Raw genomic sequence first — 14,080 nt, 5'->3', positions numbered from 1 at the left:
TGAAAAAGGCGCCGTGGGCTTGGCAGGTCGGGAAAGGTGGATCAGGCGTGACGCAGGCTGCGCAGGTTCATCAGCCCGGCCAGCGGGAAGTCAGCTTCCAGCTCCGCCAGGCTCGCGGTGCTCATCGGAACGCTCTCCTGGCGGGAACCCTTGGTCAGCAGGCCAATCAGTTGCCCCACCAAGGGTTGATGGCTGACCAGCAAAACGTGCTCGAGACCGAGCGCGTCAAGCTCGTCGATGACTCGCGCCGGGTCGCTTTCCGGGGTGAGCCAGGGCACGGTGACCAGCGGCTTGGCGAACCCCAGCGCCTCATGCACCAGCCCGGCCGTCTGCTGGGCGCGGACGTACGGGCTGACCAGGATCGCGTCAAGCGGCTGGCCCAGCAGGTGCGCGGCGCTGCGCAACACCTGCTGGCGACCGTGGGCGGTCAGGTTGCGCTGGTCGTCGCTGCGGGCGTGCGGCTCGGCTTCGCCGTGGCGCAGTACCCAGACCTTCACAGCTTCGGCTCTTCGTCACGCACCGGATGGGCCGCAGGTGGCACGCTGTGCGGCGCTTCGCCCTCGGCCGGACGCGGGGTCGGCCAGTCGGCGAACGGCCAGGGTTTATGCTCGGTGTGGAAGCTGCCGAAGCGACCGATCTGGGCGAGGAACTGGCTCAGGCTGTCGCCGAAGTTCATCAGGCTGGCGTTCGGCGCGCCGTAGACCAGGCGGTAGATCAACTGCAACAGCACCAGCACGCCGAGCAGGGTCTGGGCGACCTGCCAGACCAGCAGGAACAGCAGCATCCAGAGAACGCGCAAAACGATCGACTCACGTTGCGCCTGTTTGGGTGACTCACTCATGTCGTGCTCCTGAATCGCTTAATTGAAACCGCTGGTGGAAATGAAATCGACGTCGGTCTTGGGCTCGCCGCGCATCAGCAATTCGATCACCTGGGCGAGGGTCCGCCCTTCGAACAGGATCGCGTGCAACCCGGCCACCAGCGGCATGTAGATCTGCGCCTGCTGGGCCTTGGCCTTGAGCACCTTAAGGGTGTTGACGCCTTCGGCCACCTCGCCCAGGCGGTTGACCGCCTCGTCCAGGCTCAAGCCCTGGCCGAGAGCGTAGCCGACCTGGTAGTTGCGGCTCTTGGGCGAGGAACAGGTGACGATCAGGTCGCCGACGCCGGCCAGGCCGAGGAAGGTCATCGGGTTGGCACCCTGACTGACGGCGAACCGGGTCATTTCCGCCAGGGCCCGGGTAATCAGCATGCTCTTGGTGTTCTCGCCCATGCCGAGGGCGACCGCCATGCCGGCGATGATCGCGTAGACGTTCTTCAGCGCGCCGCCCAGCTCGACCCCGAAGCGGTCGGCGCTGGCATAGACGCGAAACGTGCGCCCGTGCAGCACGGCCTGGACCCGCTGGCACAGCGCTTCGTCTTCACTGGCGACGACGGTGGCGGTCAGCGCGTGCTCGGCCACTTCCCGCGCCAGGTTCGGCCCGGACAGCACGCCGATGCGCGCCTTGGGCGCGATCTCTTCGAGGATCTGGCTCATCAGCTTGAAGGTCTGCGCTTCGATGCCCTTGGTCAGGCTGACCAGCATCTTGCCGCCGAGCAGTTCGGCATGCGGCGCCAGCACGCTGCGCAGGGCGCTGGACGGCAGCGCGACGAAGATCAGTTCGCTGCCCTGCAGGGTGGCGAGCAGGTCGCTGACCGGTTCCACCGCCGGATGGATCTTGATGCCCTTGAGGTAACGCGGGTTTTCCCGGGTGGTGCGCATGGCCTCGGCCTGTTCGGGGTCGCGCATCCATTGCCGGACCCCAACACCGTTTTCGGCCAGCAGGTTCGCCACGGCGGTGCCGAAACTTCCGCCTCCCAGAACCGCAACAGGCTGCTGTTCAGTCATATCCAATCCGTTAAAACCATAAAAAGTGGCGAAGCCAGCATTATACGGAGCGCCGCGACCAGCGCCAGATCACTGGAAAATGCCGGGCGGTCGGTTAACATGCCCGCTTGTCTTTTCGATCAAGGCCGCCTTGTGTCCTCTGGCCCTCGCCCTTCGCACCCTTATCTGCTGCTGGCCGCCCTGCTCGGCGGCCCCGCCGTGGCCGACGACCTGTTCGTCGACAGCCAGGCAATGCCGCAGGTGCTGACCGCCACCCGCCTCAAGCAATCCCCGGCTGCGGTGCCCGGCAGCATGACCGTGCTCGACAGCGAACTGATCAAGGCCAGCGGCGCCCGTGATATCCCCGAACTGCTGCGGCTGGTGCCGGGGATGATGATCGGCTACGGCGCCGGCAACCAGCCGACGGTCAATTACCACGGCAGCAACGTCAACGACGCCCGGCGCATGCAAGTGCTGATCGATGGCCGCTCGGTGTACCGCGCGGGCCTGTCGACCGTGGACTGGAGCGACATTCCGCTGGCTATGGAAGACATCGAGCGCATCGAAGTGTTCCGTGGCCCCAACACCGTCAGCTACGGCGCCAACGCGCTGATGGCGGTGGTCAACATCCTCACCCGCAGCCCGGCCGACAGCCATGGCACGCGCCTCAAGATCACCCGCGGCCAACGCGGCATCGATGATTTCTACGCCAGCCAGGGCGTGGGCTGGGACGGCGGCGACCTGCGCCTCTCGCTGTCCGGCATGCAGGACGACGGCTTCGACCAGAACCTGTTCGGTGCGGACTACCGCGACAGCCGCCGCCTGACCCGCTTCAACATCAGCGCCAGCCACACCCTGGACGCGAGCCAGAGCCTGGACTGGCAACTCTCGGCCAAGGAAGGCAGCGACCAGCGGCCATACACCTACAAGCCGGTGTTCTATGGCATCACCGACAACGGCGACAATTCCGACGTCAATGCCAAGGACTACGCCGGCTCGCTGCGCTGGAACATCGATTTCAGCCCGCAACACAGCCTTTACGTGCAGGGCTCGGCCCAGCACTGGGACCGCCAGCAGGTCTGGCGCGCCTGCGATGCGGCGATTTCCTTCAGCCACGAACTCACCCAGCTCTGGCAGTTGAACCCCAACTACACCGAGCAACTGGCGCGCAACATCACCGCCCCGATTCCGAAAGGCACCGGCGAAGAGCAACGCCTGGCCGGCATCGTCAAGCAACAGTGGGAAAACGGCGGCAAACAGCCGGTCTGCGGCAACATCGACCAGAGCACCCGCGAGACCCGCTACGACCTGGAACTCCAGGACACCCTCAGCCTCACCGACAACCTGCGCCTGCTCAGCGGGGTCAATTACCGCTACGACCGCGCCGACTCGCAGACCTACTTCAATGGCAGCCTGGACGACCAGACCTGGCGCCTGTTCGGCCAGCTCGAATGGCGCGCCGACGAGCACTGGATCGTCCAGGGCGGCGCGATGTACGAGTCCTCAAGGCTGGCGGGCGACTCACTGACCCCGCGCGTGGCGGTCAACTACCTGATCACTCCGCGCCACGGCCTGCGCGCGGTGTACTCCGAGGCCGTGCGCTCGGCGGACATGTTCGAGAACAACGTCAACTGGAGCTACCGGGTCACCAACCTCAATCCCCTCGCCCTCGGCCAGGGCACCGGCGAGTACTTCGTCAAGACCCGCGGCCCCGGCAACCTCGACCAGGAACGCATGCGCTCGCGGGAGCTGGGCTACAACGGCTATTTCGCCGCGCTGGACCTGAGCGTCGACTTCAAGCTGTTCCATGACGAAATCAGCGGGATGATCAGCGAGCCGCTGCGCAACAACCAATACATCGCCAGCAACAGCAACAACGCCCGCTTCACCGGCAGCGAAACCCAACTGGACTGGCGCCTGAGCGCCGTCGACCGCTTGCGCCTGACCTACGCTTACGTCGACGCCGAGGCCAGCAACCCCGACGACCAGCGCCTGACCGCCAGCAATAGCGGTTCGGCCGGCTGGATGCATGATTGGGGAAGGGGCTGGTCGAGCGCCCTCTTCTATTACGGGGACGATGCACTGAACCAATACCGTTTCGAGCGGGTCGACCTGCGCGTGGCCAAGCGTTTCGTCCTGTCCCACGCCAGCCTGGAGCTGGCCGGCACCGTGCAGCAGCGCCTTGACGATGAGCCCACCACCAAGGCCGACAACCGCTACGACAGCCGGCACCTGCTGTATTTCAGCGCGGAGCTGGAGTTCTGATGCGCCTGTTGCGGCGCTGCCTGCTCCTGGTCCTGTTATGGCCCCTGACATCGCTCTCTGCCGGCGAAATTCTTCTCACCGGCGCTCAAGACAACGACAGCGTGCGCGACTTCGTCGAAGCGCTGGCCGCGCGACGTCCGGCGGACACCGTGCGTTTTGTCCCGGTCACCCAACTGCCCGCCCCCGGCCAGTTAAAGCCCGGCATCCGGCTTGTCCTCCTTGATCCGCCCGCGCTGGACTGGCGCCTGCGCGAGCCGGCCGGCCCGCCGGCGCTGGTCTTGCGCATCAGCCGGGTCCAGGCCGATCAACGCCTGGGCAATCTGCGCCCGCCCTACCTCAGCCTGTTGTGGAGCGACCCGCCGCTACCTCGCCAGTTGCAATTGATCCGCTACCTGCTGCCGCAAGCGCGGCGGGTGGGCGTGCTCTACAGCGACCACAGCCATTTTCTGCTCGACGAACTGCGCCGCGCGGCCCGGCCATTGGGCCTCGAAATCGACGCACAGTACTGGCCCGACCTGAAGGACAACCGGCCCTTGCAAGTCCTGCTGAAAGACACCGATGTCCTGCTCGGCCTGGACGATCCGCAGCTCTACAACCCGAAGACCGCGAAAAACCTGCTGCTCAGCAGCTACGCCCGGCAGATGGCGCTGATCGGTCCCAACGCCGGCTTCGTCCGCGCCGGCGCCCTGGCCAGTACTTACAGCGACCAGAACGATTGGCTCGCGGTGCTCGACCACCTGCTCGACAAGCCCGCGGACCAATGGCCGCGCACGCATTACCCGGAATATTTCAGCGTTTACGGCAACCAGCAGGTCGCCCGGGCCCTGGGCGTCGAGGCAATCGACCCTGATGCCGCCAGCCAGGCCGTCGCCGCAGGAGAATCCACCCGATGAAAGCCGTGAGTTGGGACATCAGCACCCGCACCCAGATCATCAGCCTCGGCCCGGCCCTGGTGCTGACGCTGCTGCTGATCAGTTTTTTCACCTTTGTGCGTATCCAGGACCTGCGTCAGGAGTTGAACCACACCGGTCAGTTGATCGCCAACCAGTTGGCACCGGCCTCGGAATACGGCGTGATCGCCGGCAACGACGAAGTGCTGGAAAGCCTGATGCGCGCCACCCTGACTATTCCCCATGTGCGCTTCCTCGAAGTGCAGGACAACGCCAATCACATCCTGGTGTACGTCGAGCAGCCCGATGAGCACGTCAACCGCGCCCAGCAGGTCGAAGTGTTCCAGGCACCGATCCGCCTGCAACGGATCAACCTCGACGCCGACTTCCTGCAAGAAGGTGAAGAACCGCCGAGCATCATCGCGGACGATTACCTGGGCCGGGTGATCGTCGGCATGTCCAATGACGCCTTCAGCCAGCGCCAGCAGGAGATCGTGATCAAGGCCGGGATCCTCGCCCTGTTCGCCCTGCTCTTTACCTTCCTTCTGGCCCGGCGCCTGGCGCGCAGCCTGTCGGAGCCGATCCGCGACATGGGGCATGCGGTCAAGGCGATCCAGAAAGGCGACTTCAACACCCCGCTGCCAGAGGTCGACGACAGCGAACTGGGGCACCTGGCCCGGCACATCAACAACCTCGCCAGCGGCCTGGCCCAGGCCTCCCGCGAGCAGGAACAAGCCATGGCGCAAATGACCCAGGCGCGCGAAGAAGCCGAGCAGGCGAACAAGGCCAAGTCGGAATTCCTGGCGATGATGAGCCACGAACTGCGCACCCCGATGAACGGCGTGCTGGGCATGCTGCAACTGCTGCAAACCACCGAATTGAGCGACGAACAGGCCGACTACACCAGCGTCGCCAGCGAGTCCACCGGGCACTTGCTCAAGGTCATCAACGACATCCTCGACTTCTCCCGCATCGAACGCACTGCGCTGGAGCTGGAGCACATCGACTTCAACCTCGCCGAACTGATCGGCAACAGCGTGCAGTCGTTCCTGCACACCGCCCAGCAGCGTAACCTGACGCTGGAGCTGGAAATGCCGGAGAGCATGGAACCGCTCCAGGTGAGCGGCGACCCGACCCGTATCCGCCAGGTGCTGGTCAACCTGATCGGCAACGCCCTCAAGTTCACCGAAGCGGGCCGCGTGCAGGTCATTCCGCGCTGGCAGATCCTCGACCGGCAACTGATCTGGTTCACCTGCGCCGTGCGCGACACCGGCATCGGCATCGACAATTCGCGCCTGGAAACCATGTTCGTCGCTTTCCAACAGGCCGACAGCTCGATTTCCCGTCGCTACGGCGGCACCGGACTGGGCCTGTCCATCGCCCGTAACCTGGCCGAACGCATGGGCGGCAGCCTGCGTGCCGAAAGCCGCGTGGGCGTGGGCTCGACCTTCACCCTGGAAATGCCGCTGACCCTGCAGACGCGCCCGGCGCTGCTGGCCATCGCGAACAACACGACGCCGGACACCGCCGAGGGGCAGCCGATACTGTTGGTGGAAGACAATCCGGTGAACCAGACGGTGATTCAGGCCATGCTCCGCAGCCTGGGCTTCGAGGTCTGTATTGCGGGGGATGGGGCCCAGGCCATCAGCCTGGTGGCACGGCAGCCGTTCGCCGCGGTGCTGATGGATTGCCGGCTGCCGATCGTCGATGGCTACGAAGCTACCCGGCGAATCCGCCAGATGCCGCAGGGTCGTGACCTGCCGATCATCGCCCTGACGGCCAATGCCTTGCAGGGTGATCGGGAACGCTGCCTGGAGGCGGGAATGAACGACTACCTGACAAAGCCGTTCAAACGTAATGATCTACAGCAGATTCTGCAGCGTTGGCTGCCCGGTCAGGCAGTCGTGACTGGCGATAAATGCTAAATTGCGGCAGTCTTAGAGGCCGGAAGTGGCCTAAGAAAGGTCTGTCGGAAAAATTTCAGTGCACAAGTGTACATCTTCGTCCCTTGTGCTGTGACTTTCACTACAACGCAATAGTCTATGGGTAGGCTACCGCCCAAGGCCGAAAGGTCTGGGTCGGTCGGGAAGATTCGCCCCTTGCCGCACGGGGACTATTGAGGAGCTCGCATGACCAAACAAAACGCCTTTACTCGGGAAGACCTGCTGCGCTGCAGTCGCGGTGAGCTGTTCGGCCCAGGTAACGCGCAACTGCCCGCCCCCAACATGCTGATGGTGGATCGCATTACCCACATCAGCGAAGAGGGTGGCAAGTACGGCAAAGGTGAGTTGGTCGCCGAGCTGGATATCACTCCGGACCTGTGGTTCTTCGCCTGCCACTTCGAAGGCGATCCGGTAATGCCGGGCTGCCTGGGCCTCGACGCCATGTGGCAACTGGTCGGCTTCTTCCTCGGCTGGCAAGGTCTGCCGGGCCGCGGCCGTGCGCTGGGCTCGGGCGAAGTGAAGTTCTTCGGCCAGGTCCTGCCGACGGCGAAGAAGGTTACCTACAACATCCATATCAAGCGCGTCCTGAAGGGCAAGCTGAACATGGCCATCGCCGATGGTTCGGTCAGCGTTGACGGTCGCGAGATCTACACCGCCGAAGGCCTTCGCGTCGGTGTATTCACTTCCACTGAAAATTTCTAAGGGTTATTCGCATGCGCCGCGTCGTAATCACAGGTCTGGGCATCGTTTCTTGCCTGGGCAATGACAAAGAGACCGTCTCCGAAAACCTGCGTAAAAGCCGTCCGGGCATCCGTTTCAACCCGGAATACAAGGAAATGGGGCTGCGCAGCCAGGTTTCCGGCTCCATCGACCTGAACCTCGAAGAACTGATCGACCGCAAGGTCTACCGCTTCGTTGGTCACGCCGCTGCCTACGCCTACCTGGCGATGCAGGACGCGATCAAGGACTCCGGCCTGACCGAAGAGCAGGTTTCCAACCCGCGTACCGGCCTGGTTGCCGGCTCCGGCGGCGCTTCGACCCTGAACCAGATGGAAGCGCTGGACACCCTGCGCGAGAAAGGCGTCAAGCGCGTCGGCCCATACCGCGTCACCCGCACCATGGGCAGCACCGTTTCGGCTTGCCTGGCCACTCCGTTCAAGATCAAGGGCATCAACTACTCGATCTCCTCGGCCTGCGCGACGTCCGCACACTGCATCGGCACCGCCATGGAGCAGATCCAGTGGGGCAAGCAGGACATCGTCTTCGCCGGCGGCGGTGAAGAAGAGCATTGGAGCCAGTCGTTCCTGTTCGACGCAATGGGCGCCCTGTCCACCAAACGCAACGAAACCCCTGAACTGGCCTCCCGCGCCTACGACGCCGACCGTGACGGCTTCGTCATCGCTGGCGGCGGCGGCATGGTCGTCGTGGAAGAGCTGGAACACGCTCTGGCCCGCGGCGCCAAGATCTACGCGGAAATCGTCGGCTACGGCGCCACTTCCGATGGCTACGACATGGTCGCCCCGAGCGGCGAAGGCGCGATCCGCTGCATGGAACAGGCGCTGTCCACCGTCGACACCCCAATCGACTACCTGAACACCCACGGCACCTCGACCCCGGTCGGCGACGTCGCGGAAATGAAAGGTGTGCGTCACGTGTTCGGCGACAAGGCTCCGGCCATCAGCTCCACCAAGAGCCTGTCGGGTCACTCCCTGGGCGCCGCAGGCGTTCACGAAGCGATCTACTGCCTGCTGATGATGGAAGGCAAGTTCATTGCCGGCTCCGCCAACATCGACGAGCTGGACCCGGAAGTCGCCGACCTGCCGGTCCTGCGCGAAACCCGCGAAAACGCCAAGATCGATACCGTGATGAGCAACAGCTTCGGTTTCGGCGGCACCAACGCCACCCTCGTGCTCAAGCGCTGGGAAGGCAAGTAAGGGCTGAGGCTCTTGCATGAAAAACGCCCCGACTGGTTCGGGGCGTTTTTCATTTTAAGGACCGGATTTTGGGGTTGCAATCAGCCCTCCCTAAACCGAAAACCGCCCCACCAACGCATTCAGTTCCACCGCCAACTGCGACAGCGCCTGGCTCGCCTCCACCGTCTGGCTGGCCCCCGCTGAACTCTGCAACGCCAGGTCGCGGATATTGGTCAGGTTGCGATCCACTTCCCGCGCCACCGCGGCCTGCTGCTCGGAGGCGCTGGCGATCACCAGGTTACGCTCGTTGATCCGGCTGATCGCCAGGGCAATTTCCTCCAGCGCCTCTCCTGCGGCATGAGCCCCATCCAGCGTGTGCCGCGCCCGCTCGCGAGTCTGTTGCATGCCATCCACCGCGCGGTCGGTGCCCTGCTGGATGCCGCCGATCATCTGCTCGATTTCCCGGGTCGATTGCTGGGTGCGATGGGCCAGCGCCCGCACTTCGTCGGCCACCACCGCGAAACCGCGCCCGGCATCGCCAGCCCGCGCCGCCTCGATGGCGGCATTCAGCGCCAGCAGGTTGGTTTGCTCGGCAATCGAGCCGATCACATCCAGCACCTTGGAAATACCCTGCACCCGCTCCGCCAGTTGCCCGACTTCATCGGCGTTGGTGCTGACGCCCGCCGCCAATTCCTCGATGGACACCACGGTCAGGCGCACCTGTTCACGTCCCTGACGGGCGATGCGATCAGACTCCTGCGAAGCCTCCGAGGTCGCCACGGCGTTGCTGGCCACCTCCTCCACTGCGGTGGTCATCTGGTTGACCGCGGTGGCCGCCTGCTCGATTTCCTGGGTCTGCTGCTGAAGGCCCCGGGTTGCGTCCTCGGTCACCGCGCTGAGTTCCTCGGAAGCCGAGGCCAGTTGGTTCGACGAGTCGGAGATCCGCCCGATGGTGTCGCGCAGGCTCTGCTGCATGGTCTTGAGCGCCACCAGCAAGCGCGCCGGTTCATCCTTGCCCTTGATGGTGATCTGCGGGGTCAGGTCGCCGGTGGCAACCACCTCGGCCACGTGCAGCGATTGCGCCAGCGGATGAACGATGCTGCGGGTCAATACCAGAGCCAGTACCACGGTCAGTACCAGCGCGCCCACCAACAGGACAATCACCCAGAAACGCGCGCCGACGTACACCGTCTGCGCCTTGTCGGTGGCAAGGTTGGCGTGGTGGTTATTGAGGTCGATCAGTTCATTGAGGGTCGCGGTCAGTTGGTCGGCCAACTGGTTCATCTCACCATTGACCAGTTCCACCGCCGCGTCGACCCGTCCCTGGGTCGCTTCGCTCATCACCTGCGCCTGCAAGACGAAGTATTGTTTCTGCTGGTCAAGGTAGCGGTCGAACAGCGTGCGCTCCTCCGGCAGCACGATCAGCGCGTCGTAGGTCTTTTGCGCCTTGACCAGATTCTCTTTGAGGGTTTCGATGCGGGAAATGTTCTGCTGCTGCGCCGCCGGGTCGCGATTGACCAACAGTCGCAAGGTCAAGGCGCGCACCCGCAGCATGTCCTGGGACATCTGCCCGACGTTGATCACGCTGGGCAACCAGTTACTTTCCACCTGGTCGGACTGCTCGCGCATGTTCGCCATCTGCGACAAGGCGAATGCCCCCAAGGCAACCACCAACAGCGCCAACAGGCCGAATCCCAATCCAGCCCGGGGCGCTATGTTCAAGCTTCTCAGACTCATCGAACGGTTCCTTCCGCAAGCGCTGCTCAGGTCTGCAGCCGACATGCTTAGACGGTATCGGACCGTTGAACTTTTGCGTAAGAAGAATTGGTGATATCAAAACGCCTTGTGATTGCCGGAGCAGCACCGCACGGAATTCAGCGGACGGTAAATTGCTTCTCCGCGAGCAAGCGATCGCCCTGGAAAACCATGAAATGCCAGGTGCCCGGAACCGCCTCATGGTGCTCGGTAAACTCATAGGCCATCACGTCCATCGCGGCGCCCGGCACGAGTTTCTGCACCACTTCGAACTTGTCGTGGCGCTTGCCATCGGGGGTGACGATACCGGGGGTCAGGTACAGCAGTGTCAGCGGAGTGTCCTCTGCGGTTTTGCCTTCCAGCCGGTAGCGGATGCCAAATTTGCTGCCCAATTTGGCCGGAACCTCATCTGTCGACTGGATGGTCTGGCTGTTCATGGTCAGCACCCGCTCGCCCGGCTGGGCGTTTTGCAGCTTGGTTTCGAACACGCCATATTCAACCGGTCCCTGCACCCGCACCTCGGCACTGGCAACGCCTGCGATGCACATCAGCCCGACCAGGGCGCTCAAACGGCTAGTCAACATACTGCGCTTCCTCTGTAGTGGATCGCGGCAGACTATGACTCGGGCATGACAGGCTGATGACAATCCCGCTCAACGCGGTTTCGGCAACACGGCAAGGAAGTTGTCCCGGGCGACTTTGCGCGCGATAGCTTCAGGCAGCGCGTCGAGAAACGGGTCAAAGCCGTGCAATTGTTCACCCTGGCTGCCGAAACGTCCGACCACATCCGAGCCAAGCATGAAGCGCTCGGGAAAGCGCTCCACCAGCGCCAGCCACTGGCGGTCAGGCGTGCCCTGCTCATCCAGCAGATACGGTTGCAGGACGCTCCAGGACAGATCTACATAAAGGTTGGGATAGGTCTCCAGCAGGCGTTCCAGGGTCGGCAGGAGAAAATCCATCCGCGTCTGGTGGCGATGGATCTCCAGGCTGCTGCCGGCATGGGCCCAGATGAAGCGCGTGTGCGGATGATTGCGCAGCGGCTCCTCGATTTCCGCGAGGTACAACGGGTTGCGCTCGCGCTTGGAGGTGATGTTGGAGTGGAGCAGCACCGGCATGTCCTGCTCGGCGGCCAGGTGGTAGATCCGCGTCATCGCCTCGTTGTTGGCCCGTGGCGTGTCGCCGCTGGTCAGCGCGGTGAGGTCGTCGTGCCGGGTGAACACCTCGCCGATGCCCTGCCAGAGGCCGGGGTGCAGTTCCAGCATGCGCTCGATATGGGCCACGGCATTCTTGTCCACCGGATTGAAGCCGGACAGGAACGGGTGAAAGCGCTTGCGCTGCTCAGGACTGAGTTTCAGCAACGCCGCCGCCACGTAGATATCCGTGGCGCTGTACCAATAGGCATCGGCGTCATCGCCCGCGTAATAGCGCGGACGCTTGGGTTCGTCTTCGTGCCATTTCTTGGCCACCGGAATGCCGCTGATCATCGCCTGGTCGATCCGCGCCTTGTCCATCGCCTCCAGCAGTGCCGGCATGCCCTCGCTTTCCTGAAAGAAATCGACGTAATGCAGGTGGGCATCACTGTAGTGGTACTCGCGCGCTTCGGCCCCCGCGATCAGCAGCCCGGCCAGCACGAATCCACTCAGATGTCTTGCGAGCATTCCCACGCTCCTTTGCCATTCTTCGGACAGGGTAGACAGCAGGCCTCTCCCCGGGGTTCGGCGGTCGGGCTATGCTAGGTCCATCCGTTTCGGCCTGGAGCCCCGCATGACCTCGCCCCTGGTAATCCGTCCCCGCGCTGAGTCGGTGGAAGGCCAGCCCATCCTGCGCCCGCTGCCGTCGGCAAAATGCCGTAGCGTCGGGCCCTTCGTGTTCTTCGATCACATGCTGCAAACCGCCTACGCCCCGGGCCATGGCATGGATATCCGCCAGCACCCGCATATCGGCCTGTCGACCCTGACTTACCTGTTCGAAGGCGAACTGCTGCACAAGGACAGCCTCGGTTCGTATCAGCGGGTCAGGCCCGGCGAGGTGAGCTGGATGACCGCTGGCGCCGCCATCGCCCACGTCGAACGCACCCCGGCCGAGTTGCTGGAAACGGGTTCGCGGATGCATGGGCTGCAAGTCTGGCTGGCGTCGCCGAAGTCCGCGGAACAAGGCGCTGGCCGCTACAGCCATCACACGGCCGACAGCCTGCCGGTGAATGAAGCACTGGGCGTGAAGATCCGCATGATCGCGGGCAAAGGCTTCTGCCTTGAATCACCGGTGCCGGTGCTTTCCCCCACCCTTTACGCCGAGGTGCGGATGCAGGCGGCGACGACCCTGTGCGTGCCCACCGAGCACCAGCAGCGGGCAGTGTATGTGCTGGCCGGGGACGTGCGACTGAACGATGAACTGCTGGAGCCCACCACGCTGGTGGTCTTGCCGGAGGGAGAGGAAGCCAGCCTGTACGCCGAAAGCGAAAGCCATCTGGTGGTATTCGGCGGCGCGCCGCTGGATGGGCCAAGGCGGATGAACTGGAATTTCGTGGCGAGTGAGCCGGCGCTGATCGATAAGGCCCGGGAAAGGTGGGCGGCCGGGGATTGGCCGGTGGTCGAGGGGGAGACTGGCAGAATCGAGCTGCCTTGAGTCTGCATCGCTGCGGTTCAGGACGCCGAACCGCAGCGATAAGGTCAGGCCTTGAACACTTCGTCCAGCAGGTTGTGCATCGCCTGGAACGCCCGCTTTGACGTGCGCGCGTCGTATTTCATCTTGCCCGGCACATTGGCTGCCGGGTCAGTGAACGAATGCACCGCGCCGCCGTAGCTGAGCAACTGCCAATCCACACCCGCAGCATTCATTTCCGCTTCGAACGCCGGCAACTGCTCGCGTGGCACCAGCGGATCCGACGCACCGTGCAACACCAGCACCGAGCCTTTGATGTTGCGGGCATCCTCGGCGTTCGGCGTGTCCAATGTGCCGTGGAACGACACGGCAGCACTCAGTGGCGCGCCGTCACGGGCCAGTTCCAGCGCGCAGCAACCGCCGAAACAGAAACCGAACGCCGCCAGCTTGCCGGGCGTCAGCACCGCCTTCGACTGCCCAAGCAGTTGAGCCAGGGCGCCCTGCATACGTTTGCGCAACTCAGCACGGTCGCTTTTCAGCGGCATCATCGCCGCCCCCGCCTCATCAGCGTTCTGTGGGCGCACCGACTGACCGTAAAGGTCGGCGATCAACACCACATAACCTTGCTCCGCCACCGCCTTGGCGATGCGCTCGGCGCCTTCGCTGATACCCATCCAGTTCGGCGCCATCACCAACCCGGGCTGCTGCAACGCGCCATGGGTGTAGACCAGACGGCTTTCATAGGCTTTGCCGGCGATGTGGTAAACCAGCGACTCGATTGTCACCTTGCTCATTCAATCCTCCTTGCACCATGAAAAAAGCCCGCCGAAGCGTAGCGCCTGTCAGTTA

Annotated in this window: 13 protein-coding genes; 6 read left to right on the top strand and 7 right to left on the bottom strand. The window is 63.7% G+C overall.

The window, feature by feature from the left end; genetic code table 11:
• Positions 1-41: 41 nt before the first annotated feature.
• From sixA to NTD88_RS16085, 3 genes are read right to left on the bottom strand one after another with little or no spacing between them, the layout of a single operon-like run.
• Positions 42-497, bottom strand: coding sequence for a phosphohistidine phosphatase SixA (gene sixA, locus NTD88_RS16095; protein ID WP_262156059.1), 456 nt, complete (start codon positions 495-497; stop codon positions 42-44).
• Entirely contained in the window at positions 494-841 is a 348-nt protein-coding gene (locus NTD88_RS16090) for a DUF4389 domain-containing protein (protein ID WP_262156061.1), read from the bottom strand. The genes sixA and NTD88_RS16090 overlap by 4 nt, the downstream gene beginning before the upstream one ends.
• An 18-nt stretch (positions 842-859) precedes the next feature.
• The gene (locus tag NTD88_RS16085; RefSeq protein WP_095157112.1) at positions 860-1,885 is read right to left on the bottom strand and encodes an NAD(P)H-dependent glycerol-3-phosphate dehydrogenase; all 1,026 of its coding nucleotides are present in this window, start codon (positions 1,883-1,885) and stop codon (positions 860-862) included.
• A 99-nt stretch (positions 1,886-1,984) separates the two neighbouring features.
• Between NTD88_RS16085 and NTD88_RS16080 the strand changes: the two genes are divergently transcribed.
• The 5 genes from NTD88_RS16080 to fabB all read left to right on the top strand — a co-directional run bounded on the left by NTD88_RS16080 (position 1,985) and on the right by fabB (position 8,896).
• Positions 1,985-4,129: a TonB-dependent receptor plug domain-containing protein gene (locus NTD88_RS16080; RefSeq protein ID WP_410017284.1), complete on the top strand. Its 2,145-nt coding sequence runs from the start codon at positions 1,985-1,987 to the stop codon at positions 4,127-4,129.
• Entirely contained in the window at positions 4,129-5,022 is an 894-nt protein-coding gene (locus NTD88_RS16075) for an ABC transporter substrate-binding protein (RefSeq protein WP_095157110.1), read from the top strand. The genes NTD88_RS16080 and NTD88_RS16075 overlap by 1 nt, the downstream gene beginning before the upstream one ends.
• On the top strand, positions 5,019-6,944 hold the full coding sequence (locus NTD88_RS16070) for a response regulator (RefSeq protein WP_262156063.1): 1,926 nt from the start codon (positions 5,019-5,021) through the stop codon (positions 6,942-6,944). Before NTD88_RS16075 ends, NTD88_RS16070 begins: the two co-directional genes overlap by 4 nt.
• Positions 6,945-7,148: 204 nt before the next feature.
• Positions 7,149-7,664 carry a 3-hydroxyacyl-[acyl-carrier-protein] dehydratase FabA gene (fabA, locus tag NTD88_RS16065; RefSeq protein ID WP_095157108.1) on the top strand — a complete coding sequence of 172 codons (516 nt, stop codon included), beginning with the start codon at positions 7,149-7,151 and terminating at the stop codon, positions 7,662-7,664.
• 11 nt (positions 7,665-7,675) lie between these two features.
• Positions 7,676-8,896 (top strand): beta-ketoacyl-ACP synthase I, encoded by a 1,221-nt coding sequence (gene fabB / locus NTD88_RS16060; protein WP_095157107.1) that lies wholly within the window; start codon positions 7,676-7,678, stop codon positions 8,894-8,896.
• A 90-nt stretch (positions 8,897-8,986) separates the two neighbouring features.
• On the opposite strand, the gene NTD88_RS16055 is transcribed toward fabB, so the two are convergent.
• The 3 genes from NTD88_RS16055 to NTD88_RS16045 form a co-directional block, all read right to left on the bottom strand.
• Positions 8,987-10,612, bottom strand: a complete 1,626-nt coding sequence (locus tag NTD88_RS16055) for a methyl-accepting chemotaxis protein (RefSeq protein ID WP_262156064.1) — start codon at positions 10,610-10,612, stop codon at positions 8,987-8,989.
• 137 nt (positions 10,613-10,749) lie between these two features.
• Positions 10,750-11,214 (bottom strand): DUF3859 domain-containing protein, encoded by a 465-nt coding sequence (locus NTD88_RS16050; RefSeq protein ID WP_095157105.1) that lies wholly within the window; start codon positions 11,212-11,214, stop codon positions 10,750-10,752.
• A gap of 69 nt (positions 11,215-11,283) precedes the next feature.
• Positions 11,284-12,288: an amidohydrolase family protein gene (locus tag NTD88_RS16045; RefSeq protein WP_262156065.1), complete on the bottom strand. Its 1,005-nt coding sequence runs from the start codon at positions 12,286-12,288 to the stop codon at positions 11,284-11,286.
• A gap of 106 nt (positions 12,289-12,394) precedes the next feature.
• Between NTD88_RS16045 and NTD88_RS16040 the strand changes: the two genes are divergently transcribed.
• On the top strand, positions 12,395-13,255 hold the full coding sequence (locus tag NTD88_RS16040) for a pirin family protein (RefSeq protein ID WP_262156066.1): 861 nt from the start codon (positions 12,395-12,397) through the stop codon (positions 13,253-13,255).
• Between the two features lie 44 nt (positions 13,256-13,299).
• Here NTD88_RS16040 and NTD88_RS16035 read toward each other — a convergent pair whose 3' ends face one another.
• Positions 13,300-14,025 (bottom strand): dienelactone hydrolase family protein, encoded by a 726-nt coding sequence (locus tag NTD88_RS16035; RefSeq protein WP_095157102.1) that lies wholly within the window; start codon positions 14,023-14,025, stop codon positions 13,300-13,302.
• Positions 14,026-14,080: the final 55 nt, after the last annotated feature.

This window comes from Pseudomonas sp. 20P_3.2_Bac5 (genome assembly GCF_025466035.1).
In the GTDB taxonomy this organism is placed as follows: domain Bacteria; phylum Pseudomonadota; class Gammaproteobacteria; order Pseudomonadales; family Pseudomonadaceae; genus Aquipseudomonas.
The sequence above is the reverse complement of the archived record's forward strand: the minus strand, read 5'-3'. Positions and strand labels throughout refer to the sequence as shown.